This is a genomic window from Ruegeria sp. AE3, assembly GCF_056542225.1.
The window spans coordinates 96,662-120,427 of record NZ_JBQFZL010000002.1; the positions used below are offsets into that span (position 1 = coordinate 96,662).

Genomic DNA, 23,766 nt, shown 5'->3' on the forward strand with positions numbered 1-23,766 from the left:
GAATATGAAGCGCGCCCTCTTCGCACTGATCTGCCTGACTTTCGCCGTCATCGCACAGCAGAGCCTGGCACAGTCCCTTTCGGTCACAACAGTGACCCGCCCGCCGTTTTCCTATGTCGAGGGCGGCCATGAAACCGGTTTTTCTATGGATTTGCTGGCGGCCCTGGCCGAGGCTCTGAACTGGGACTACACGGTCAACCGCGTCGACGCGTTTTCTGACATGTTGGGTGCCGTGCAGAGCGGATCTGCAGACCTTGCCATCGCCAATATCTCGATCACCGCCCTGCGCGAAACGCAAATGGACTTTTCTCAGCCGATCTTTGAAGCGGGTCTTCAGATCATGGTGCCCTCGGACGCGGTACGAAAACCTTCGATTTTGCAAGCTCTGCTATCGAAAGAACTTTTCATCGCTATCGGGCTTGCCTTTGCCATTCTCCTCGGTGGCGGCATGCTGATGTGGAGCTTTGAACGCCGTGCCCAACCCTATTTCGACCGCAACCTTAACGAGGCGTGGTTCCCATCGTTCTGGTGGGCACTCAATTTGGTTGTGAATGGCGGGTTCGAAGAACGAATGCCGCGAACACCGTTCGGTCGTATGCTGGGGGTTACCCTGGTGGTGTCATCCTTGTTCATCGTGTCGGTGTTTACCGCCCGCATCACCTCGGTCATGACGGTGGACGCGATTACCGGCAGCGTGAATTCGGTGAACGACCTTTACGGCAAGAATGTCGGGACAATCTCGGGGTCTACAGCGGCGAGCTTTCTGAACCGGCGCGAGATCGAATTCACCGGCTACCCCGGACTGAACGAGATGCTGGACGCCTTCAAAGCCGAAGAACTGAATGCCGTCGTGTTCGACGCGCCGATCCTGTCCTACTTCGCAGCTCATGAAGGGCGGCGGATTGCATCGATGACAGGTGGCGTCTTCCTGCGCGAGAATTACGGCATCGCATTTCCGACCGGATCACCGCTGGTCGAGGATGTTAACCAGGCATTGCTCGGCCTGCGCGAAGACGGAACCTATGACGAAATCTATCGCAAGTGGTTCGGGTCGCGAAACTAAGCTTGTGCTTCGTCTTCGAAAAACGGTGTCATCTGCGCGACGATCACTGCGTTTTCATCCAATGCTCTTTGCATCAGCGCACGTTCGTCCGGCTCGATATCGTGGCCTTGCGCTTCACGCTCGGCCAATGTGCCATATCCGGTAACATCCAGCGGTGCGGTGTCTGCCTGCTTCAGGATCGCAACCGTCTCACGCACGGCCTCGGCCTCATCCACGCCGCTGGCATAACACATCAGTGCCGCGCCGGTCGCCCCATCAGGCAGGCCGTCGCCCTCCTTGCGGCCAATCTGGACCAGAAGGGTATAGACTTGCTGACGTGAGGGTTTCTTTTGCTTCTCCATGCACCGGGCCATAGCCCCGCGCCGGTTCGCGGTCAAGCAGCCAACAATTGCAGGAGCCCCGCCTTGCGCCCATAGTACCCAGAATACACCGATCCCGGATACCAAAGGACGCCTTCATGCCCTACCCAGATTTCATAACGAGATTTCCCAGCCTCGACGTACCGTTCCCTGGCGACGTGGTGCAAACGGCCGTGATCCGGTCGGATGCAGGGTTGGTGGCGTTCTTTACTTTTCTTCATGATTTCGAATTGCCCTTACATTCTCACAAAGCCCAATGGGGCACAGTGGTTGAGGGTGAGGTTGAATTGACCATCGACGGGCAGACCCTAACCTACCGCTCTGGCGACAGTTATTCGATCCCGTCAGGCGTGGAACATGGCGGCAAAATCAAGGCTGGCACACGGGTTATCGATGTTTTCGAGGAACCGGACCGGTATCCGATCAAGGGATTAGCTGGGCGAGAGACTCCGTGAACGCGAGTCTCGGCCTCCCTCATTGATTGAAGACCTCCGGCCCGAAAAGCTGTTGAGTTGAATCCGGCGGCGATGGTGAAACCGAAGGCAACGGTGAATCCGAAGGCGGCAGCGAAACCGAAAGTGCTGAAGTAAACACAGGAAGCACTGAAGTCGAAGCCATGCAGGGTGAGAACCGCTAAGCAGCACTTCAAAGCTGATCGCGGCCACGAACTTCGTATCTAGTTCAGTCGGCTTGACCCAAAAAACAAATAGGCCGGAGCAGTTATGCCCCGGCCTTGCGCGTTAATCAGAACGATCAGTCCCGCAGCAATTCGTTGATGCCCGTTTTCGAGCGGGTCTTTTCGTCAACCCGCTTCACGATCACAGCGCAATAGAGGCTGACGTTGTTCTTCGACGGCATGGAACCCGCGACCACAACCGAATAGGGCGGAACCTCGCCATACATGACTTCTCCGGTTTCGCGATCCACGATCTTGGTGGACTTACCAATGAACACGCCCATCCCCAGAACCGAGCCTTCGCGGACGATACATCCCTCCACCACTTCCGAGCGCGCGCCGATAAAGCAATTGTCTTCAATGATGGTCGGGCCAGCCTGCATCGGCTCAAGCACTCCGCCAATACCAACGCCGCCCGACAGGTGCACATTCTTGCCGATCTGTGCGCAGGATCCGACGGTGGCCCAGGTATCAACCATCGTGCCTTCGTCAACATAGGCCCCAAGGTTCACGAAAGACGGCATAAGCACCACGCCCGGTGCGATGTAAGCGGATTTGCGGACAACGCAGTTTGGAACCGCGCGGAACCCGGCAGACCGCCACTGGTTTTCACCCCAACCGGCGAACTTGCTGTCCACCTTGTCCCACCAGCCGCCGTCCTGCGGACCGCCCGGCTGGATTTCCATGTCCTTGATACGGAAGCCCAGCAGAACCGCCTTTTTGGCCCATTGGTTTACGTGCCAGTCACCGGATTCCAGCTTTTCCGCCACGCGCAACGAGCCACTGTCCAGCGCATTCAGCGTATCCTCGATCGCCTCGCGCTGCTCGCCTGTGGTGGCGGGCGTGATGGTCTCGCGTGCCTCCCAGGCGGTTTCGATGGCGGCTTCCAGTTGCGCGTTGGACATGGGGTGTCTCCCTACAGAATCTGTTCACGTTGATTTGGCCTATACGCAAGCCCGACCCATGGCGCAATGCGACGTAGACGGGCCCAATTGCGTCTGAGGCTCAGGGTCATCAGCTTGCGCGCCGGATATGGCGGGTCAGGATCGCCGTTGCTGTGGCCATTTCCTTGCGCTTCAACGCTCGCGCAATGGCCGCATGATCCGTGTCAGCCCGCTGCACCCATTTCAACCGCCATTGCGCGAACAGATGGCGTGCGCTTGCGATATGCAGATCGTCAATTGCGTGCAAAAGCCGAGGCAGCCCGCAAGGTGTCAGGATGGCTCGATGGAACGTTCTGTTGAGGGCCTCCCATTGCGGCATCGACTGCGCCTCGTCACAGGCGATGCGTGCGTTCTCGATCTTTTCCAACGCGACCGGAGACATGTTTTGTATCGATTGCTGCAACGCCAGCGTTTCTAAGGCCACACGCATTTCGATCACCTCCCGAACCTCTGCCGGGTCTAACGCTGTAACACGCATTCCCTTGCGCGGTTCATGCCGGGCCAACCCATGCGCCTCAAGCCGCAACAAGGCTTCGCGCACCGGAACATGGCTGGTATCGAAGGTTCGGGCAATATGGTCCTGCCGCAGCTTTTCACCGGCCGCCAGCTCTCCGGTGATGATCCGCTGGCTGAGGCTTTGGTAAATCGTGTCGGAGATCATTGCAGTCATGGATTATAGATAAAATCCACCATCCACATCCACAACCCGATAATTCACTCAGCGAACGGGTCCGGCGCGATATTTGCACCACAAACCAGAACGGCCACGCGCTCACCCGGTTCAGGTCGATACGCACCCGAGGTCAAGGCGGCCAATGCGGTCGCGCCCGCAGGCTCTACCAGAATGCGATGCGCGCGCCAAAGCGCTTGCTGTGCCGCCGCGATGGCATCGTCTGACACCAGAACCGAACTCATACCCTGTGCCAATTCAAAACAAATTTCGCCGATCCGCCGCGCGCCCAGCGCGTTTGCGGCGATGCCCGACACGGAAACATCAACCGGCTCACCAGCGCGCAACGCTGCATTCAACGCGCTGGACGTTTCCGGCTCGACCGCCACAACCTTGCGCGCGCCACCGAACCAGGCCAGCGCCCCGGCGATCAGCCCGCCGCCACCAACAGCGACCAGTACCGTATCCGCCTGCAAGCCCTGGGCGTCCCATTCCGCAAAACAGGTTCCTTGCCCAGCCACCGTGGCCGGGGCGTCGTAAGCATGGATCTGCATTGCCCCCCTTGTTGCCTCATGCTCCTGCGCTGCGGTCAGCGCGTTCGCGTATTCACCGGAAACAACGCTCAGGTCGGCGCCGGTTTGCCGGATCAGTGCGATCTTGGACGGGCCTGCCAGTTCCGGCACAAATATCTTTGCAGGATAACCCAGCGTCTGCGCTGCATAAGCCGCCGCCGCACCATGATTGCCACCGGATGCGGCGACCAAGCCTGCGGGCGGCACATCCGAGCTGAGCAGCGTATTGAACGCACCCCGCGCCTTGAAACTGCCAGTATGCTGCATGTGCTCGAGTTTCAGCTCAACCGGATAGCCGGGAATGTTGCTTTCCATAACCGGGGTCACTTGCGCATATCCCGCGATGCGGTCCCGTGCCGCCGATATTTCACTTTTCCAATTCATTCTCGTCTTTCCGTGACTGGCACTCTGCCCGCGAACCCTATAGCTGTTTGTCAAACACGCAAGCAGGGATCAATCACCGATGAGAGAAGACCGTCACAGTCCGTTTCGCGATGCGCAGACCGACCGCTCGACCGCGAAAGAGGTTCCGGACACACCGCAAACACGCTCTCCGGCCTACCGTCTGGCTTTCGCGGATGACGAGTTTCTGTGCCGGGACGAGCTGCGCCCTGTACGCTTGCAGCTTGAGTTGCTGAAACCCGAAATGATCATGACCGAGCGTGAGATCGCGTCGACCATCGTAATGTTCGGCGGCGCCCGCATTCCCGAACCCTCGCAAAAGCACACCGCGCGGACAGAGACTCTGGCCAGCCTGTCGAAATATTATGATGAGGCGCGCGAGTTTGCCCGGCTGATGACCGTAAAATCAAAAGAAACCGGCTGCCGCGAGAATGTGATCGTAACTGGCGGCGGCCCCGGTGTGATGGAAGCTGGCAATCGCGGTGCACACGAAGCGGGCGGGTGCTCGATCGGGCTGAACATCGTGCTTCCGCACGAACAGGCGCCAAACAGTTTCGTGACGCCAGAGCTCAGCTTTAATTTCCACTATTTTGCGATCCGCAAAATGCACTTCCTGATGCGCGCCCGCGCCATCACCATCTTTCCCGGTGGGTTTGGGACGCTGGATGAACTGTTCGAATCCCTGACCCTGATCCAGACCGGCAGAATGGATCGCGTGCCATTCCTGCTGTTTGGCCGCGCGTTCTGGGAGAAGGTTATCAACTGGGACGCACTGGCGGATGCCGGTACGATCTCGGAGGAGGATTTGGACCTGTTCCGCTTTGTCGATACCGCGCAGGAGGCGGCCGAGATCATCGAGAACTGGGAACCCGCCCCGCCCCGCGACGAAATTCCGGGGCGCTGAGCGATGAAAACCCCAAAGACAGGCGAAATGCTCCACCTACGTGGCAACGCGTTGTCAAAAGGCGAACCCGTCGCCCTTCCACTGACGCAAAGCAGCATGTTCCATCTGCCGGGCATGCCGGACGGTCACCCGACCTATGGCCGTGTCGATAACCCCACCTGGGTACATCTTGAGCATGTTTTGTCCCATCTGGAAGACGCGCCTTGCCTCAGTTTTCCTTCAGGGATGGCCGCAATTTCTGCGGCTCTTTTTGCAACGGTGCAAGCCGGGTCGCGCCTTCTGATTCCTTCGGACGGGTACTATGTCACCCGTCTGCTGGCCGACCGGTTCCTTTCGCGTCTTGGCGTGACAGTTGAAGAGCGCCCGACCACTGCGTTTGCCGCAGGTGGTTTTGACGGGTTTGACGTTGTGTTCGTCGAAAGCCCTTCGAACCCCGGTCTGGACATGATTGACCTGAAAGCCACAGCCGAACAGGTGCGGTCTGCTGGCGGGGTGACGATTGCCGACAATACGACGATGACGCCGTTGGGTCAGCGTCCGTTGGATTTGGACATCGACGTGGTCGTGTCGTCCGACACCAAAGCGATGGGCGGGCATTCCGACATGCTGATGGGCCATGTGGCCAGCCGCAACAGTGACATCATGGAACGGGTCGAGGAATGGCGGAAGGTCTCCGGCTCGATCCCCGGACCGCATGAGGCATGGTTGCTGCATCGCGGGTTGGAAACGCTGGATGTCCGGTTCGACCGGATGTGCAATTCGGCTCAGGTAATAGCAGAACGGTTGGCAGTTCACCCAGCGGTCAAACAGGTCCGCTATCCCGGGCTGGCCAATGATCCATCGCACGCACTGGCGCAGGCACAAACGGCACGGTTCGGATTTCTGCTATCCTTGACTTTGGAGAGCGAAGACAAGGCCGAAGCCTTCATCAACACCTGCCCGCTTTTGCGCCCCGCCACATCCTTCGGAGGTGTTCACAGCTCGGCCGAACGCCGCGCGCGATGGGGTGATATGGTCGACCCGGCCTTCATCCGCCTGTCCGTTGGATGCGAACCGGTGGACGAACTGTGGCAGGCGATCGAGGCCAGCCTGAACGCGCTGTGATTACTTCTTCGCAGCACGCAGGTCCTTGAAAACGTAGATCGGCAGCACCACGCTGGCGATCAGCGCCCCCAGCCAGACAAGCAGCGTCGCCGCCAGTAGGTTCGAGATACCACCAACGGTCAGCCCCGACGCGATGAGGTCGGTCACCAGCAGGCCCACAAATGTCACGACCAGGGCAATCCCGCCTTTCAACGCTGGCGCTTTCTTTTCGCCAAGCTTCAGTATCAAGGGCTCGGCGATCACCTGAACGACAGTGAAAACGATCACAACCACGATAAAAGAGATCGGTTTGATCGCGAAACCGGACAGTATCAGCGAAGCCAGCAACAGCCCGATGGCATTGCCGGCCAGCAGGGCCAAAGCGGATTTGATTCTGCGCGACATGGGATGGCCTCCGTCAATCTACAATCAGAAATATGAAGATATTAGCAGGCTTCTGAGTTTTTTCGAGACAATTCAATCGCCTCTTCCTTTTGACCCGTTGAAAACACGTGGTAGAACACATTCATCAAGATCAGACCTGCCCTGACCCGCGAGTGTGAGATGAGCGACGATCCCTATTCCGTCCTTGGCGTCCCGAAAGACGCCAGCGCCGACGAAATCAAGAAAGCCTACAGGCGTATTGCCAAGGAATGCCACCCGGACCTGAAACCCGGCGATGCCAAGGCCGAGGCTAAATTCAAGGCCGCCGCCGCCGCGTATGACGTGTTGAAAGATCCTGAAACCCGCGCCCGCTTCGACAATGGCGAAATCGACGCATCGGGTCAGGAACGCCCGCAACAACACTATTACCGGGACTATGCCGAGGCCGCTGGAAACCCCTATCGCGGGCGTCAGGCGGACCCGGACGACATGTCGGACATCTTTGCCGAATTCATGCGCGGCCGCGGTGGATTTGGCGGCCAGCAAAGACATGAATTTCATGCGCCAGGGCATAACCTGAACTATTCCCTTCAGATCAGCTTTCTGGATGCCGTGTTTGGCGCCAGCCAGAAACTGACCCTACCAGACGGTAACCGGATCGAGGTCAAGATCCCCGCCGGTATAACCGAGGGTCAAACCATCCGTCTGCGCGGCAAGGGTGCTCCGGGTTATGGCGAAGGCCCTCCGGGGGATGCGTTGGTGACCGTCACGGTCGCCAAACATCCGGTGTTTGACCGTCAGGGCGACGACATCCATATTACGCTGCCGATCAGCATAGATGAGGCCATTCTGGGCGGCAAAGTCGCCGCCCCCACAATCGATGGCGGTGTAAACGTCAATGTTCCGGCGGGCACCAGCAGCGGTAAAACCCTTCGCCTGCGCGGCAAGGGGGTGAAGAAACGCGGCTCATCCCAGCGCGGCGACCAACTGATCGAATTGACTGTCTCGATGCCCGACAAGATCGATGATGACCTCAGGCAGTTCATGGAGACCTGGCGCGAAACGCACCGCTACGATCCGCGGAAAGGAATGCCGTCATGACCCTGACCGAAAAGGAACTGATCGAAACCGTCTCGCGCCTGACCTCTGACCGCCTGACCGAATATCTTGCGGCCGAGATCGTGATCCCTGAACAATCGGAGCAGGGGCTGGTCTATCACAGTATCGACGTTGCCCGGCTGGAACTGGCTTGCGAGTTGCACGAGCAATACGACATGGAGGCCGATGCGCTGTCGATGATGATCTCGCTGATTGATCAGATGCATGGGCTGCGCGCCGAACTGCGTGAGGTTCTGAACGCAGTCGAGGCGCAACCCGAGCCGGTGCGCCAACAACTGATCGAAGTTTTCGGCACAGCGCGGTTCCGTCGCAGATAACAGGGTTTTGGGCGCAATGATTATGGCGTAGAAGGCCGCCTTGATCCTTTGTCAGGTAGCTTCCATGACCCAGCCCAGATCCGAGTTGCTGATGCCTGCGGGCAATCTGCGCAAACTTAAACTCGCCATCCTCTATGGGGCAGACGCCGTGTATCTGGGCACGCCGGATATGTCGCTGCGCACCAAGTCTGAGTTTTCGCTGGACGAGGTAATTGAAGGGGTCGAGTTCTGCCACAACCATGGCCGGCGCGCCTACCTGACACTGAACCTGTTCTCGCATAACAAAGACATCCCGAAACTGGACGAATACATCGACACGGTGCGCAAGGTGCAGCCCGACGGGTTGATCATCGCCGATCCGGGCGTATTCCAATACGTCCGCGAGCGCGCGCCCGAACTGCCGCTGCATATCTCGACCCAGGCCAATATCTGTTCGTGGCTGTCGGTGAAGTTCTGGCAGGATCAGGGGGCCGAGCTGGTGGTTCTGGCGCGTGAGGTTTCCTATCCCGAACTGGTCGAGATCCGTGAGAAATGCCCTGATATCAAGTTAGAAGCCTTCGTGCACGGCGCTATGTGCATGACCTATTCGGGCCGCTGCCTGCTGTCGAATTTCATGGCCGAACGCGGGGCCAACCAGGGCAACTGCGCCAATTCCTGCCGCTGGAACTACGGTCTGAAACTGCGCCTCAAGGATGGTACGCATCAGGAATTGCGTATCACCGAAGAAAACGCCGACCTGTTCGAATTCCTGCTGGAAGAAGGCTGTCGCCCCGGTGACCTGATGCCCGTCGAAGAGGATGATCGCGGCTCGTACATCCTAAACTCACGCGACCTCTGCATCATGCCGAAGCTGGACGAGTACCTGAAAATCGGTGTCGACAGCCTCAAGGTCGAAGGGCGCGGCAAATCGGAATACTACGCCGCGATCGTCGCGCGGGCCTATCGTATGGCCATCGATGACTATTTCGCGGATCCCGAAAACTGGGACCCCAAGCCTTACATGCGCGAGCTCGAAACCGTCGGAAATCGCGGCTATACGCTGGCCTTTCACGAGGGTCGGCTGACAAACTATGCACATGATTACGAACACACGGCCTCGATCTCGCAATGGGAATATGCCGGGATCGTCACCGAAGTGACCGAGGATGCCTTTCTGGTTGAGGTGAAGAACAAGCTGGAACCGGGTGATGTGCTGGATTTCGTCTCGCCAGTCGCACGCGACACGGTTCTGCTGCGGGTCTATGATTTCGAACGCGCCCATGATGGCGCACGGTTGGACGTGGTTCATGGCAGCACAAAAACCATCATCCGGTTGCCTTTCACCCTGTTTGATCACGAGGATATCGACGATCTGCGCGCCCGTTTTCCGGTCTATTCAGTGCTGCGCAAGGAACGCGCCCTGACCGACGAACACTGGAGCCGCATTCGCTTTGACAAGCTCGTGCAGGGATTGGAAACCTCCGGTCGCGACAATTCAACAGCTTATGCACGCCGTCGCGATGATCTGGTTGAAAAGATTGGCGAAGACGGTAACGAACGCCGGTTCAAGACAAACCGCATCGGCACGGAAGGATGCTGCGGCAAGGGCTGCAACGGATGCCTGATCTTCTGGCAGGATAACAAATACGCGTTGGCCCGCGAGGTACTGTCCAAACGAAAACAAGGCGAACAGCTCAGCCGCCGTGAGGCGACAGAACTCAAGCTGCCGGGTGAACCGGCTTAGTTTCCCACCCGATATTCTTCGGGAACAAAGAACGTATAGTCACGATCCGCCACTTGTTCGTGACAGACATGGCAATATGCAACTTCGCTGGCACGGGCGCCCATGGTATCGCCATACAAGGACCCGTCTGGCAGCACCATGATATAACGCCAGTCAGCGGTGTTCGGGCTGGTACCCTCTGGCAGTTTTTCCATTATGAACATGGCGCCGGGGTGTATGTGACCTTCATCGGTCACCGTCATGCTGTCCTTTGCAAGCACCGATCCCACGGGCAGTTCTTCGCCCTGTTGCAATGTCCCATAGTTGTGCGCCATTCGGTTGGCATACGTGTTGACGAAACGCTGTCCGTGTGTGGCCGAGATATATGGCGCGTCGTTGAAAAGCGGCCAGCTTTGGTAGTTTAGAACCAGATCCAGTTGCGCCGCAGCATACCCCCGTGCCATGCGGCGGCTGAGCGAATGGTAGTGGGCCGCGGCCTCATCCTTGCTTAGCTCTGCCGGGTTTTCGATCGCGATGTGGGCGTTGTGACCATCTGCCGTTGCCAGTCCTGAAGAAATCAGAAGTATCGCGCACGCAATGGCTTTGTGCTGGAGAATTATTCGTAGATAGGAGTCCATTATTACGACCCACCTGAAAATCAGTTCGCCTGAGCGCCACGTGACGACAGAGTTCTTATTCTAGCGGCTCTGGGATCTCTTACCAGCTCAGGTCCCAGAATCTCACCGCCTTGTGCTTCGATTTGAACCTGCATCCTGCGGCATTGAATCTTTAAAATATAGCAAATTATGCATATTGAATCAGTATCTGAAACATTAAGTTTACAGGCACACTTCATGCGTGCAGGCGGTCATTTTGGACAATCAAAGCGCGACCACCCAATCCATGATGAACCCGACAGAAAAACTACCGGGTTAAACCGGCTTCGGACTCAATCTGTTTGCGCGATTTGCGGGCACGTTCGGTTGCCGATTTCAACTGGCCGCACGCCGCCATGATATCCTCGCCCCGTGTCTTGCGAATGGGAGAGGCGTAGCCTGCCTGATAGATGATGTTGGCAAAAGCGCGGATGCGGTTGTTCGAGCTGCGCTTGTACGGTGCACCGGGCCATTCGTTGAACGGGATCAGGTTGATCTTGGCCGGAATCTTGTGGCGCTTGATATGGTCGATCAAACGATGGGCATCCTCGTCACTGTCATTCACACCGTCCAGCATCACGTATTCGAACGTGATCCGCTCGGAGTTCGAGGCATTGGGATAGCCGGCCAGCGCCTGCAACAACTCATTGATATTCCATCGTTTATTGATCGGAACCAGAACGTCGCGGGTTTCATCCGTGGTTGCATGGAACGAGATCGCCAGCAGACAACCGATTTCCTCGGCGGTGCGTGCAATTTCGGGCACCACTCCGCTGGTCGACAGCGTGATGCGGCGGCGCGACAGGGATATCCCCTCGGGGTCCATCGCGATCTTCATCGCGTCGCGGACGTTTTCGAAATTGTAAAGCGGCTCACCCATTCCCATCAGAACGATGTTCGACAGAAGGCGCGTTTCATCCTTTGGCGCACCGGGGGTCGGCCATTCGTCAAGATCGTCGCGCGCCATCATGATCTGCCCGACAATTTCTGCAGATGTTAAATTACGTACAAGTTTCTGGGTGCCGGTATGACAAAACGAACATGTCAGTGTACATCCGACCTGAGACGATATGCACAGCGTTCCGCGATCTTCCTCGGGGATGTAGACCACCTCGACCTCGTGCCCACCCGCGATACGGCACAGATATTTGCGGGTGCCGTCCTCGGACACCTGTCGGGTCACGACCTCAGGGATCTCGACCACAAAGTTTTCGGTCAGTTGCGCACGGTACGCTTTGGCGAGATTCGTCATCGCGGAAAAATCACGCACACCCCATTGATAGATCCACTGCCAGATCTGACCGGTGCGCATCTTGGCCTGCTTTTCCGGCGTGCCATGTTCGATCAGAACCTCGCGCAAACGGTCGCGGGTGAGACCGACAAGGTTCACCTTCCCCTCGGGCAATTTACGAGGGAGAGTCATGACGTCTTGCGTGATCGGCACTGTGGGCGACATTGTGGTACCTGCTGGGGCGTATCTTCAAGGATTCTGGCTTGGGATGCGCCTCTATATAGGAACCTGTGCAAAGATCAAAAGGAATCGTTTCAGTCAGTCTGCAAAACTCAACAGTTCTTCAACGCGTGCCCGCCCCAAATTCACCCGGCATGATGTGATTGCGATACCTGTACCCGATCCGCCACCAAACGACGCGCCGACGGCGGTGCAATGCGTATCGCGATAGGTTTCCCAGGCTTGTTGCGCCGCTATGAGGGCAGGTTCAGCCACTATCCGCCCGGTGACCTCATCCAGCTCCTTGGCAGATTGTACCGCCAAATCAAAACTCACCTGCAGCGCACGCGACACCCGTGTTTCCATCTCTCCGACGCAGGATCCGATTTCGACTTGTGATCCGGCGTCGGAACATTCCAACGCCGGGTCGGCGGTTGCAGTGGCTGGCAAAAGCAGTGCAATCAAGATCAGACGCATGGCCGCCTCATTCATCTATTCAGCAGGGGTCAGGCCAGAGTAACATGTTTTGCCAGAAAGGTTTAGATGCAGGTTGGCCCCCTGAATCAACGGAAATGCGGTTCCGCGTCAGACACCCGCGGGTGGGACATAGCAATCTTCGGCATCCAGGGTCTTGACAGGATCGTTCGGTCCGCATTGTTCGCCGGTTACGGGATAAGTCTGGCCCTTGTTTTCACAGGCGCTCAGCAGCATGGCTGATATCATCATCAGCGCAGCAAGAGATTTGTTCAGCATGGTGGCAACTCCTTGGTTTCTCTTGAACTGATTAGTTCAGAAACCGTCAAAGCTCACTTTGACACGGATCAAGTAAACGCGTTGATCCTGCGTAAAGTTACTGCACAGCGCAATGATAGAAGATGACCCGCCGAATGACGGGACCATTTGCTCAAACCGGGGTACTTACTTGGTGCAGCGCTTTTCGGCGTCTTCGATTGCTGCGGTAAAGCCCAGCAGCGAGAAGGTGTCCTTGGTTTGCGTGCCGCGTTCGGACCGGGCAGTCAGAACAGCCTCAGTTCCGCGTTTCAACGCGGTGACGATCTTGGCGTCATCTGCATCTGACGCGGGCCAGGCCCACTCACCTTCGGTGAACAGTTCAAACTCGGACCCGTCGACATTCAGGTTCACCGTCGATCCCGGAGCAAACGGGTAGCCGCCGGTAAAGGTCACTTGTCCTTTGACCTCGGCATTGGGGCGATAGAACACAAACAACAGGATGTCGCTGCGCCGCACGGATACGACGCGCCCGCCCCGGGTGTTCACCGTTTCCTTGGGGGCCGAAACGCTCCAGCATTCGGTGGGATCATCTTCGACAAAAACGCTCCAGTCCGTTTTTGCAGCAACCCGGTTTGTGCTTGTCGCCTGCTGGGCGATTGCAGAAGTCGCGGCGATGCCTGCCACACACAGGCCCGCAATCGTACGAACGAGCATTGATCCCATTTGTCCAGCCTCCTAGCTCGACCGATACCTCAAATCCATCGGACATGGCTGCGAACCCTTCCGGCCCGTCTATTCCGTTGCGCATTCCGATGATTGCCGACATACACACACTAACGCAGGTTTCGCCACAGGCGAAAGGGCGATTGGCAGAATTTTGCGCATTAATTTCGGAGGTCCAGATGACGCAGCCCGTAGCAATGACAGAACTGTGGCGTGGCAACTTGCTGGAAAGCCTGCATCTGGGCCACGCGGTCATCTGCGACGACACCGGCCAGATCGTGCGCAGCTGGGGCGACCCGCAGGCGGTTATCTATCCGCGCTCATCCGCCAAGATGATTCAGGCGCTTCCGCTGGTCACGTCGGGAGCCGCTGCAAAATACGGATTGAACAGCGAACATCTTGCATTGGCCTGCGCGTCACACAATGGGGCTGCGATCCATACCGACCGCGTAACAGCGTGGCTTGATCATCTGGGGCTGAGCGAGCACGACTTGCGCTGCGGGCCACAGGAGCCAGCGGACACTGCCGCGCGGGATCGGCTGATCCTGGCGGATGACACCCCGTGCCAGATCCACAACAACTGTTCCGGCAAGCATTGTGGTTTCCTGACACTGGGTCAGCATATGGGCGCAGGGCCGGAATATCTGGAAATCGATCACCCGGTGCAGCAGGCCTGCTTGTCTGCCATCGAAGAGACGTCAGGCGAAACCAGCCCCGGTTACGGTATTGACGGCTGTTCCGCCCCGAATTTCGCCGTGTCGCTGACCGGGCTGGCCCGGTCGATGGCATGGTTCGCCAGCGCCTCGGATCGGTCCGACCGTTCCAGCGAGGCGGCGGTGCAATTGGTGGCGGCAATGGTAAAACACCCGCAACTGGTAGCCGGTGAGACACGTGCCTGCACCGAACTGATGCGCGCCATGAACGGGCGTGTTGCCATCAAGACCGGAGCCGAGGCGGTGTTTGTGGCCATCATCCCGGAAAAACGCATGGGCGTTGCGCTGAAGATCACCGATGGCACCACGCGGGCCAGCGAATGCGCCATCGCCGCTATTCTGGTGAGCCTTGGTGTGCTGGAGGCCGATCACCCGGCCACCCGCAAGTTCATGAACGCCACGCAATACAGCCGCCGGGGGCTGGAATGCGGCGTGATCAAACCTGCGCCGGGTTTCCCCGGCTAAGGCCCCTACATCTCGATCTCGTGCACCTCGGCCACCTCGACCGAGCCCGAGCCATTGACGACCATCGGACAGCCCTTGGCCATCTCGGTCGCGGCTTCGATGCTGTCGGCCTTGATCACGGTAAAGCCCGAGGCCGGGTTTGCGCCGCCATTGTCGACAACCCCGCTGCTGCTGACCGTATAGGACTGTCCGACCGGGTTGCCGGGGATCTCTAACGCTTCGGCCATACCCTGAAACCATGCGCCCCAAGCGGCCATGGTCGCCTCAATCTCGGCGGGGTCGGTCGGGGTGTGTCCCCCGTGATAAACAAACAAATACTGGGGCATATCGCTCCTCCCTGATGAAACCTTATTTGCACTTCGCTTCGAGTTTGCGCAGCGAAGACGTCCAGCCCTGATTGTGGTTCGCGGCTGCTTCGGCATCGGCCAGTTCGCGGTGGTCCAAAACCAAGCGTGACCCTGTGCCCGTCGCTGTGACTGTGAAGGAAACGTGGCTTTCGGCCCCGCGCTGATCCTGATCGTCATGCCAGCCCCAGGTAAACCCCACCGAGTTTGGCGGGTCGACATGCGTGACGTGGCCCGAGACCTTGTATTGCTGGCCCTCGCTGTTTTCCATGACCGAATACCACGGGCCGGTGCGCGAGAAATCCAGATTATGCTCGGGGACATGCATCCCTTCGGGCCCCCACCATTGCAACAACCGGCTGCCGTCGCTGATCCATGCAAACAGATCCTCTGGGCTGACGGGGAAGTCCCGTTCCAGTTTCAGGTCGGCCATGAATTCTCCCTTTCGATGATATCACTGAGGCGATCGAGGCTGCTTTCCCAGAATTGCCGTTTGGAGATCGTCCAGTCGGCAATCATCCGCAGCCCGTCGGACCGGATGGAGTACATCCGTTGGGTGCCCCGCACGCGCTGCTGCACCAACCCTGCCTCGCGCAACACTTTCAGATGGCGCGAAATCGCAGCACCGGACATTCCGCGCCCTTCGATCAGGTCACCGGCGGGCAGTTCGCCCTGCTCCATCAGCTGCTCGACAATCGAGAACCGGGTGGCATCGGACAAAGCGGAAAAGGTGGTCAGAAGCGTGCTCATGACCTCTATTTAACACAAATGTTAAATAATGAAAAGCCCTGTCAGGATTCGACAAAATCCGCGCGACTGTACCCTTGCAGGTAAAGCAGTGCCGTCAGGTCGCCGTGATTCACCCGCACGTCGCATTTCGCAGCCACCGACGGTTTGGCATGAAGGGCAACGCCGGTTCCGGCCCGCCCCAGCATGCCCAGATCATTGGCCCCGTCGCCCACGGCGATCACGTCATTTTCGGACAACCCAAGACGCGTGGAAATCTGCTCAAGCGCCTCGATCTTGGCTTGCCGCCCCAATATGGGACGCGCCACATCGCCCGTCAGTTTGCCATCTGCGGCCAGCAGAGTGTTGGCGCGGTTTTCATCGAACCCCAGCAGCTCTGCCACCCGCGCGGTGAAGGCGGTAAAGCCACCTGACACCAGCGCAGCATAGGCTCCGTTGGCCCGCATCGTTGCCAGCAACGCCTGTCCGCCGGGCGTCAAGGTGATCCGTTCGCGCAGGACTTTGCCAATGACGCTTTCATCCAGATCCTTCAGCAGACCAACCCGTTCGATCAGAGCACCTTCGAAATCCAGCTCTCCGTTCATGGCGCGGGCGGTGATGTCCTTGACCCTTTCGCCGACGCCAGCCTCATCCGCCAGTTCGTCAATGCATTCCTGCTGGATCATGGTGCTGTCCATATCGGCCAACAGCATCTTTTTGCGCCTCCCCTGTGCGGGCTGCACAATCAGGTCCACGCCCATGCCTTGCAGATCAGCCCAAACATCCCAGCGATTGGCGGGCATGTCACTCAGCTCAAACTCGACCGCCTCGTCAGGGCTGAGCCACAGGACATCTCCACCGCCCCACGCGTTGCGCAGCGATTCAGGCAAGGCACGGTCCAGCGAGGGTGCAACCGGGTTGGTCAGCAAAGTGGCGACGTACATATTCCAATCTCCAGTGTCATACCCATGCGGGACGGTCAGGGCGTCAACAGTGTTCGACCTTGTTCGGTCAGTTCCCAGCAATTCTGTCCCTCGAATACAGCGACGCCCGTCGGGCGTCCGTATCCGGCCCCCGTGTCCAGATTGATCCGGTTGCCATAATGCGTCGCCTGATCCACAGGCGTGTGACCATGAACGATCAGTTTGGGATGCGGGCCGTGGTAGTCGTGGAAGTCCTGTCTGATCCAGATCAGATCACTTGCCTGCTGTTCATTCAGCGGCACACCCGGACGGATACCCGCATGAACAAAGACAATCTCGGGCGTCTGATGCATCACCACCAGATCGCGCAGGAAGGTCAGGTGCGACTTCGGCACGGCTGTCTGAGCCATACGGTGCAGGTTTTCAAGGCGGATCTGACCTTCGAATTCCACCCCATAGCTGCGCAGGGTGTCGACCCCGCCCAACCTGTCATGCAGCCAGTGGTATCCCACCAACAAATGCGGATCGTGGCGCGGAGTGTCCTCCATGAACCAGGCAAACATGCGGTCGTGATTGCCCAGAAGAGTAATCCAGTTCCGGCCAGCATCACGCCCGGCAATCAGGCAGTCGATCAGCCCGCGACTGTCAGGGCCGCGATCCACGTAATCACCAAGAAACACGATCTGCGCATCGGGGCCGCCATCGCTTTGGATCAGAGACAGCGCGCGGTCCAGTTCGGCCACCTGCCCGTGCAGATCACCAATGGCATAGACTGGCAATGTCATAGAATCCTCCGGCGGTATGAGTCAGCTCGCTTGTGACTCAGATTGCGAAATCAGAGAAGAAAGGACCCGGGTATTCGTATAACCGGGTCCTGAACTGTTTCTTAAACTCAACAGCCGCGATCAGGCGACGTCGAATTCCAGCGGTTTGATCTGCGTGAACAGGCCTGTTTCGGCAAGCTTTGCCCGTGCTTCGGCCGGGACCGGTTCGTCGACATAAAGCAACGCAATCGCTTCGCCGCCAGCCTCTGTACGGCCGAGGGTAAAATTGGCGATGTTAACGTTGTTTTCACCCATGGTCTGACCCAGCGTGCCGATGATGCCGGGCACGTCTTCGTTGGTGGTGTACAGCATATGAGCGCCGACCTCGGCATCGATGTTGATGCCTTTGATCTGGATAAAGCGCGGCTTGCCATCGCTGAACACCGTACCCGCGATCGACCGTTCACGCTTGTCCGTTACGACCGTGACCTTGATATAGCCATCAAAAACACCTGACTTATCCTGATTGGTGGTCGAGATTTTGATCCCGCGTTCTTTCGCGACCACAGGGGCCGAGACCATGTTCACCTCGGGGTTGAACTTTTTCATGATCCCCGCGACCACCGAACAGTTCAGCGCAGCCAGGTTCATTTCAGCGGCCACACCGTCATAGAGGATGTTGATCGCCTTGACCGGTTCATCCGTCATCTGGCCGATGAAGCTGCCCAGATGACCTGCCAGCTTGATCCACGGCCCCATCAGCTTGGCTTCTTCCGCTGTCACGCTGGGCATGTTCAGCGCGTTCTCGACCGCGCCCGTCAGCAGGTAGTTCGAAATCTGTTCAGCCACCTGCAAGGCCACGTTCTCCTGCGCCTCGGTGGTCGCCGCGCCCAGATGGGGCGTGCAGACCACGTTGGGCAGGTTGAACAGCGCGTTATCCTTGGCGGGTTCCTCGCTGAACACGTCAAAGGCCGCTCCGGCAACATGACCGGATTGCAGCATTTCGGCCAGAGCCACTTCATCGACCAGACCGCCACGGGCACAGTTGATGATCCGTACACCCTTTTTGGTTTTGGCCAGATTCTCGCGGCTCAGGATGTTGCGGGTTTGATCCGTCAGCGGCACATGCAGGGTGATGAAATCGGCGCGCGCCAGCAGTTCGTCCAGCTCGACCTTTTCGACGCCCATCTTGGACGCTTTCTCTTCGCCCAGATAAGGATCATAAGCGATGACTTTCATCTTCAGGCCCAACGCACGTTCGCACACGATGCCACCAATGTTACCGGCACCGATCACGCCCAGTGTCTTGTTGGTCAGCTCGATCCCCATGAACTTGGACTTTTCCCACTTGCCCGCATGGGTCGAGGTGCTGGCCTCGGGGATTTGCCGCGCCACGGCGAACATCATCGCGATGGCGTGTTCGGCGGTGGTGATCATGTTGCCGAAGGGTGTGTTCATCACGATCACCCCTTTTTTCGAGGCCGCCTCTTTGTCGACATTGTCGGTGCCGATCCCGGCGCGGCCGATGACCTTCAGCCTTTCGGCTTTTTCCAGAAGGGTCGGTGTAACCTTGGTTGCCGAACGGATGGCGAGGCCATCGTATTGACCGATCACCTCGGCCAGCTTGTCTTTGTCTTTGCCCAGCTCGGGCATGAAATCCACGTCAATGCCACGGTCGCGGAAAATCTGCACTGCGGTTTCGCTGAGATTGTCGGATACGAGTACTTTGGGAGCCATTTTGGTTGGTCCTTTGAATTCTTCAGGGGGTAGCGGGCTGACGCCCGCCTTACATCAGTGATGGGGTAGGCCGGGCTTCAGCCCGGCACATGAAACTCAGGCAGCCTGCGCCTGCGCTTTGATCTCGGTCGCAAAGGCCCATGCCAGCCAAGGCAGCATCGCCTGAATATCCGAGGTTTCAACCGTACCGCCGCACCAGATGCGCAGGCCCGCAGGCGCGTCGCGATAAGCGCCGATATCAAGTGCGATATTCTCGGCTTCAAGTCGCTTGGCGACTGCCTTGGCAAAGGCTGCACCGTCCTGAATACGCGCGTCGGTGAACTTCAGGCAGACCGAAGTGTTCGACCGTGTCGCCTCATCCTCTGCCAGGTTTGCGATCCAGCCGTTCTGGTCGCAGAACGCGTGTACCGCACCCGCATTGGCATCCGCACGCGCGATCAGCCCCTGCAATCCGCCCACCGATCGCGCCCAGTCCAGCGCAAAGAGATAATCTTCGACCGCCAGCATTGACGGCGTGTTGATCGTTGCCCCGGTAAAGATGCCTTCGATCAGTTTGCCGCCCTTGGTCAGGCGGAAAATCTTGGGCAGCGGCCATGCGGGGGTATAGCTTTCCAGCCGTTCAACGGCGCGCGGGCTGAGGATCAGCATCCCGTGGGCCGCTTCGCCGCCCAGCACTTTCTGCCAGCTGAAGGTTGTTACATCCAGCTTGTCCCAGGGCAGATCCATCGCAAAGGCCGCCGAGGTTGCATCGCAGATCGTCAGGCCCTGGCGGTCATCGGCAATCCAGTCGCCATTGGGTACCCGTACACCCGAGGTTGTGCCGTTCCACGTGAACACCACGTCATTTGCGAAATCGACCGAGGCCAGATCAACGATCTGCCCGTAATCCGCGGTCTTCACCTCGGCGTCGATCTTCAGCTGCTTGACCACATCGGTCACCCAGCCGGACCCAAAGCTTTCCCAGGCCAGCATCTCGACCTTGCGCGCACCCAGCAAAGACCACAGCGCCATTTCAACCGCGCCGGTGTCCGAGGCGGGAACGATGCCAATGCGGTAATCCGCCGGAATGCCCAGAATCTCGCGCGTGCCTTCGATGGCCGCCTTCAGCTTATCCTTGCCGACAGCGGCGCGGTGCGACCGGCCCAATGCGGCATCAGCCAGTTTTGTCAGGTCAAATGTGGGGGGTTTGGCACAGGGGCCCGAAGAAAAACGCGGATTTGCCGGCCGCGTCGCCGGTTGTTCGATCGTCATGTGTATTACCCTTCCAGATACACGCCCCTCGTTGGGGAGGGGTGTCCCACGGACAGACCTAGGGGGCCTTCGCACCTGCAGCAAGCAGAAAAGACGCTTTACCGGGTAAAAACGACATCTGAAACGGGCACAAATCAGAACACGCGTTTCCGATTGGCGAAAAACCCCGCCGATGTTTCGGCGGGGTAGGGTTGTGTTACTCTGCGGCGTCTTCGTATGCGTCCATGGGTGGGCATGTGCAGACGAGGTTTCGGTCGCCGTATGCGTTGTCGACGCGGTTGACGGGGGACCAGTATTTGTCGACGCCCATGGAGCCCGGAGGGAAGCAGGCCTGTTCGCGGGTGTAGGGGCGGTCCCAGTCGCCGACCAGATCACGCACCGTGTGAGGGGCGTTTTTCAGCGGGTTGTTTTCCGCGTCGATCTTGCCGTCGATGATGTCCTGCGCTTCCGAGCGGATCGAGAGCATGGCGTCGCAGAAACGGTCCAGCTCGTCCTTGGGTTCGGATTCGGTGGGCTCGACCATCAGGGTTCCGGCCACCGGCCAGCTCATCGTGGGGGCGTGGAAGCCTGAATCGACCAGACGCTTGGCCACATCGTCGACGGTGACATGCGCCGCCTCGTCCAGCGGCCTTGTGTCGAGGATGCATTCATGCGCCACCCGGCCCGTTTCCGATGTGTAGAGGATCGGATAGGCGTCCTTGAGCCGCGCCGCGATGTAGTTGGCGTTCAGGATCGCCACCTTGGTGGCCTGCGTCAGCCCCGCACCGCCCATCAGCAGCACATAGGCCCATGAGACGGGAAGGATCGAGGGCGAGCCGAAGGGGGCCGCCGAGACCGGGCCCACGGCGGTGCCATATTCCGGGTGGCCCGGCAGATGCTCGGCCAGATGCGCCTTGACGCCGATCGGACCCATGCCGGGGCCGCCACCGCCATGCGGGATGCAGAAGGTCTTGTGCAGGTTCAGGTGGCTGACATCGCCGCCAATGTCACCGGGGCGCGACAGGCCGACCATGGCGTTCATGTTGGCGCCGTCGATATAGACCTGACCGCCGTGATCATGGGTGATCTGGCAGACCTCCTGCACGGTGGTCTCGAACACGCCATGGGTCGAGGGGTAGGTGATCATGCAGGCGGCCAGATGGTCCGAATGCTTTTCCGCCTTTTCGCGGAAGTCATTCAGATCGATGTTGCCCTTGTCATCCGATTTCACCGGCACAACCTGCCAGCCCACCATCTGCGCCGAAGCCGGGTTGGTGCCATGGGCCGAGGTCGGGATCAGGCAGACATTGCGCTGCCCTTCGCCACGGGCGAAGTGATAGTTGCGGATGGTCAGAAGGCCCGCATATTCGCCCTGCGCGCCCGAGTTGGGCTGCTGGCTGATTGCGTCATAGCCGGTGATCTGGCACAGCTTGTCGTTCAGGTCCGCAATCATCTCGTGATAGCCCCGCGCCTGATCTTCGGGCACGAAGGGATGCAGGTTGCCGAACTCGGGCCAGGTGACCGGGATCATCTCGATCGTGGCGTTCAGCTTCATGGTGCACGAGCCCAGCGGGATCATCGCCCGGTCCAGCGCCAGATCGCGGTCGGCCAGACGGCGCATATAGCGGGTGATCTCGGCCTCGGCCCGGTTCTTGTGGAAGATCGGATGGGTCAGGTACTCGCTTTCGCGCAGCGCGTAATCCGGCAGGCGGTATTGCTTGTTCGAGCTGTCATCCTTGCGGTCGATGCCGAAGGCACCCCAGACCGCCTCGATGGTTTCGGGGCGGGTCTGTTCGTCCAGGCTGATGCCCACGCGGGTCTCGCCGACCTTGCGCAGGTTGACGCCACGGGCCACGGCGGCCTCCATCACCACGTTCTGCAGGTGGCCGACCTCGACCGTGATGGTGTCGAAGAACACTTCGGGTTCCACCGCAAAGCCCGCCTCTTCCAGACCGGCGGCCAGGCGCGAGGTCTTGCGGTGCACCGATTGCGCGATCGCCTTGATGCCGTCGGGTCCGTGATAGACCGCATACATCGAGGCAATGACCGCCAGCAGCGCCTGCGCGGTGCAGACGTTCGAGTTCGCCTTTTCGCGGCGGATGTGCTGCTCGCGGGTCTGCAGCGCCAGGCGGTAGGCCTTGTTGCCGCGGCTGTCGATGCTGACCCCGATGATCCGGCCCGGCATCGAGCGCTTCAGCTTGTCGGTGGTCGCCATATACGCGGCGTGCGGGCCGCCATAACCCATCGGCACGCCAAAGCGCTGGGTCGAGCCGATGGCGATATCCGCGCCCATCTCGCCGGGGGATTTCAGCAGCGCCAGCGACAGGATGTCAGCGGCGACAACGGCGATGGCGTTATGTTCATGCAGCGCCGCGATCTCGTTCGTGAAGTCGCGCACATGGCCATGGGTGCCCGGATACTGGAAGATTGCACCAAAGACGGCACCTGTATCCAGCTGATCGGGATCGCCCACCTGCACGTCGATGCCCAGCGGCTCGGCGCGGGTTTTGATGACCGCGATGGTCTGCGGATGGCAGTTGCGGTCGACGAAGAAGGCCGCGTTATTGGCCTTGGACCGGCCGCCGCGCTTGGCCATCGCCATGGCTTCTGCCGCGGCAGTGGCTTCGTCCAGCAGCGAGGCGTTGGCCACATCGAGCCCGGTCAGGTCGCTGACCATGGTCTGGAAGTTCAGCAGCGCTTCGAGCCGGCCCTGGCTGATCTCGGGCTGATAGGGCGTGTAGGCCGTGTACCAGGCCGGGTTTTCCAGAATGTTGCGCAGGATCGGCGCCGGGGTGGTGGTGCCGTAATAGCCCTGACCGATCAGCGAGGTCAGAACCTTGTTCTTGCCCGCCACCTGCTTCATGTGAAAGAGCGCATCGCGTTCCGTCATCGCCGGGCCCCAGTCCAGCGGCTCCTTCTGCCGGATCGCGGGCGGGACGGTGGCGTCGATCAGCTGGTCCAGCGTCTTGAAGCCGATCACCTGCAGCATGTCGCGCATCTCGGTGGGCGACGGGCCGATGTGGCGGCGATTGGCGAAGTCATAGGCTTCGTAGTCGGTCAGTTTGAAGGCCATTGCAGCGCTCCTCAAAGAATGTCTCGCCCGGCCGC

Annotated in this window: 26 protein-coding genes; 8 read left to right on the top strand and 18 right to left on the bottom strand. The window is 59.1% G+C overall.

Annotation, left to right across the window (positions count from 1 at the left end; translation table 11 throughout):
* Positions 1–4 precede the first annotated feature (4 nt).
* Positions 5–1,063: a transporter substrate-binding domain-containing protein gene (locus ACR0NZ_RS07240; RefSeq protein ID WP_480474191.1), complete on the top strand. Its 1,059-nt coding sequence runs from the start codon at positions 5–7 to the stop codon at positions 1,061–1,063.
* Here ACR0NZ_RS07240 and ACR0NZ_RS07245 read toward each other — a convergent pair.
* Positions 1,060–1,404: a hypothetical protein gene (locus tag ACR0NZ_RS07245; RefSeq protein WP_480474192.1), complete on the bottom strand. Its 345-nt coding sequence runs from the start codon at positions 1,402–1,404 to the stop codon at positions 1,060–1,062. The genes ACR0NZ_RS07240 and ACR0NZ_RS07245 overlap by 4 nt on opposite strands.
* Positions 1,405–1,520: 116 nt before the next feature.
* Between ACR0NZ_RS07245 and ACR0NZ_RS07250 the strand changes: the two genes are divergently transcribed.
* Positions 1,521–1,877, top strand: coding sequence for a cupin domain-containing protein (locus ACR0NZ_RS07250; protein ID WP_480517913.1), 357 nt, complete (start codon positions 1,521–1,523; stop codon positions 1,875–1,877).
* 298 nt (positions 1,878–2,175) lie between these two features.
* Here ACR0NZ_RS07250 and dapD read toward each other — a convergent pair whose 3' ends face one another.
* The 3 genes from dapD to ACR0NZ_RS07265 all read right to left on the bottom strand — a co-directional run bounded on the left by dapD (position 2,176) and on the right by ACR0NZ_RS07265 (position 4,668).
* Positions 2,176–3,003, bottom strand: coding sequence for a 2,3,4,5-tetrahydropyridine-2,6-dicarboxylate N-succinyltransferase (dapD, locus tag ACR0NZ_RS07255; RefSeq protein WP_480474194.1), 828 nt, complete (start codon positions 3,001–3,003; stop codon positions 2,176–2,178).
* A gap of 109 nt (positions 3,004–3,112) precedes the next feature.
* Entirely contained in the window at positions 3,113–3,712 is a 600-nt protein-coding gene (locus ACR0NZ_RS07260; RefSeq protein WP_480517915.1) for a GntR family transcriptional regulator, read from the bottom strand.
* A gap of 44 nt (positions 3,713–3,756) precedes the next feature.
* The gene (locus ACR0NZ_RS07265; RefSeq protein WP_480484156.1) at positions 3,757–4,668 is read right to left on the bottom strand and encodes a threonine/serine dehydratase; all 912 of its coding nucleotides are present in this window, start codon (positions 4,666–4,668) and stop codon (positions 3,757–3,759) included.
* Positions 4,669–4,747: 79 nt separating this feature from the next.
* Between ACR0NZ_RS07265 and ACR0NZ_RS07270 the strand changes: the two genes are divergently transcribed.
* Positions 4,748–5,590 (top strand): LOG family protein, encoded by an 843-nt coding sequence (locus tag ACR0NZ_RS07270; protein WP_480484157.1) that lies wholly within the window; start codon positions 4,748–4,750, stop codon positions 5,588–5,590.
* A 3-nt stretch (positions 5,591–5,593) separates the two neighbouring features.
* On the top strand, positions 5,594–6,694 hold the full coding sequence (locus ACR0NZ_RS07275; protein ID WP_480517917.1) for a cystathionine gamma-lyase: 1,101 nt from the start codon (positions 5,594–5,596) through the stop codon (positions 6,692–6,694).
* Here the strand turns inward: ACR0NZ_RS07275 and ACR0NZ_RS07280 are convergent, their stop codons facing one another.
* Entirely contained in the window at positions 6,695–7,078 is a 384-nt protein-coding gene (locus ACR0NZ_RS07280; protein ID WP_267363718.1) for a hypothetical protein, read from the bottom strand.
* A gap of 159 nt (positions 7,079–7,237) precedes the next feature.
* Here ACR0NZ_RS07280 and ACR0NZ_RS07285 point away from each other — a divergent pair, with 159 nt between their 5' ends.
* The 3 genes from ACR0NZ_RS07285 (at position 7,238) to ACR0NZ_RS07295 (ending at position 10,216) form a co-directional block, all read left to right on the top strand.
* Complete coding sequence (locus ACR0NZ_RS07285) at positions 7,238–8,158, top strand: DnaJ C-terminal domain-containing protein (RefSeq protein WP_480517919.1); 921 nt, start codon at positions 7,238–7,240, stop codon at positions 8,156–8,158.
* Entirely contained in the window at positions 8,155–8,493 is a 339-nt protein-coding gene (locus ACR0NZ_RS07290) for a hypothetical protein (RefSeq protein WP_480474199.1), read from the top strand. Before ACR0NZ_RS07285 ends, ACR0NZ_RS07290 begins: the two co-directional genes overlap by 4 nt.
* 64 nt (positions 8,494–8,557) lie before the next feature.
* Positions 8,558–10,216 carry a U32 family peptidase gene (locus ACR0NZ_RS07295; RefSeq protein ID WP_480517921.1) on the top strand — a complete coding sequence of 553 codons (1,659 nt, stop codon included), beginning with the start codon at positions 8,558–8,560 and terminating at the stop codon, positions 10,214–10,216.
* On the opposite strand, the gene ACR0NZ_RS07300 is transcribed toward ACR0NZ_RS07295, so the two are convergent.
* The 5 genes from ACR0NZ_RS07300 to ACR0NZ_RS07320 all read right to left on the bottom strand — a co-directional run bounded on the left by ACR0NZ_RS07300 (position 10,213) and on the right by ACR0NZ_RS07320 (position 13,756).
* The gene (locus tag ACR0NZ_RS07300; RefSeq protein WP_480517923.1) at positions 10,213–10,833 is read right to left on the bottom strand and encodes a cytochrome P460 family protein; all 621 of its coding nucleotides are present in this window, start codon (positions 10,831–10,833) and stop codon (positions 10,213–10,215) included. The genes ACR0NZ_RS07295 and ACR0NZ_RS07300 overlap by 4 nt on opposite strands.
* A gap of 286 nt (positions 10,834–11,119) precedes the next feature.
* Entirely contained in the window at positions 11,120–12,307 is a 1,188-nt protein-coding gene (gene rlmN, locus ACR0NZ_RS07305) for a dual-specificity RNA methyltransferase RlmN (protein ID WP_480517925.1), read from the bottom strand.
* 93 nt (positions 12,308–12,400) lie between these two features.
* Complete coding sequence (locus ACR0NZ_RS07310; RefSeq protein WP_480474203.1) at positions 12,401–12,778, bottom strand: lysozyme inhibitor LprI family protein; 378 nt, start codon at positions 12,776–12,778, stop codon at positions 12,401–12,403.
* A 108-nt stretch (positions 12,779–12,886) separates the two neighbouring features.
* Positions 12,887–13,054, bottom strand: a complete 168-nt coding sequence (locus tag ACR0NZ_RS07315; protein WP_480517927.1) for a hypothetical protein — start codon at positions 13,052–13,054, stop codon at positions 12,887–12,889.
* A gap of 165 nt (positions 13,055–13,219) precedes the next feature.
* Complete coding sequence (locus ACR0NZ_RS07320; RefSeq protein WP_480474205.1) at positions 13,220–13,756, bottom strand: invasion associated locus B family protein; 537 nt, start codon at positions 13,754–13,756, stop codon at positions 13,220–13,222.
* A 179-nt stretch (positions 13,757–13,935) separates the two neighbouring features.
* On the opposite strand from ACR0NZ_RS07320, the gene ACR0NZ_RS07325 reads away from it, so the two are divergent.
* Positions 13,936–14,934: an asparaginase gene (locus ACR0NZ_RS07325; RefSeq protein ID WP_480474206.1), complete on the top strand. Its 999-nt coding sequence runs from the start codon at positions 13,936–13,938 to the stop codon at positions 14,932–14,934.
* 5 nt (positions 14,935–14,939) lie between these two features.
* Here ACR0NZ_RS07325 and ACR0NZ_RS07330 read toward each other — a convergent pair whose 3' ends face one another.
* From ACR0NZ_RS07330 to gcvP, 8 genes are all read right to left on the bottom strand, one after another.
* Positions 14,940–15,260 carry a YciI family protein gene (locus ACR0NZ_RS07330; protein ID WP_267364302.1) on the bottom strand — a complete coding sequence of 107 codons (321 nt, stop codon included), beginning with the start codon at positions 15,258–15,260 and terminating at the stop codon, positions 14,940–14,942.
* 22 nt (positions 15,261–15,282) lie between these two features.
* On the bottom strand, positions 15,283–15,711 hold the full coding sequence (locus ACR0NZ_RS07335; RefSeq protein ID WP_480474207.1) for an SRPBCC family protein: 429 nt from the start codon (positions 15,709–15,711) through the stop codon (positions 15,283–15,285).
* Positions 15,699–16,028, bottom strand: coding sequence for an ArsR/SmtB family transcription factor (locus tag ACR0NZ_RS07340; RefSeq protein WP_171638620.1), 330 nt, complete (start codon positions 16,026–16,028; stop codon positions 15,699–15,701). The genes ACR0NZ_RS07335 and ACR0NZ_RS07340 overlap by 13 nt, the downstream gene beginning before the upstream one ends.
* A 41-nt stretch (positions 16,029–16,069) precedes the next feature.
* Entirely contained in the window at positions 16,070–16,948 is an 879-nt protein-coding gene (gene serB / locus ACR0NZ_RS07345; RefSeq protein WP_480517929.1) for a phosphoserine phosphatase SerB, read from the bottom strand.
* Between the two features lie 35 nt (positions 16,949–16,983).
* Positions 16,984–17,712, bottom strand: coding sequence for a metallophosphoesterase family protein (locus ACR0NZ_RS07350; protein ID WP_480517931.1), 729 nt, complete (start codon positions 17,710–17,712; stop codon positions 16,984–16,986).
* 120 nt (positions 17,713–17,832) lie between these two features.
* Positions 17,833–19,428 carry a phosphoglycerate dehydrogenase gene (gene serA / locus ACR0NZ_RS07355; protein ID WP_480517933.1) on the bottom strand — a complete coding sequence of 532 codons (1,596 nt, stop codon included), beginning with the start codon at positions 19,426–19,428 and terminating at the stop codon, positions 17,833–17,835.
* 96 nt (positions 19,429–19,524) lie between these two features.
* Entirely contained in the window at positions 19,525–20,679 is a 1,155-nt protein-coding gene (locus ACR0NZ_RS07360) for a phosphoserine transaminase (protein ID WP_480474210.1), read from the bottom strand.
* A gap of 196 nt (positions 20,680–20,875) precedes the next feature.
* Positions 20,876–23,731 (bottom strand): aminomethyl-transferring glycine dehydrogenase, encoded by a 2,856-nt coding sequence (gene gcvP / locus ACR0NZ_RS07365; protein ID WP_480517935.1) that lies wholly within the window; start codon positions 23,729–23,731, stop codon positions 20,876–20,878.
* Between the last annotated feature and the right edge of the window lie 35 nt (positions 23,732–23,766).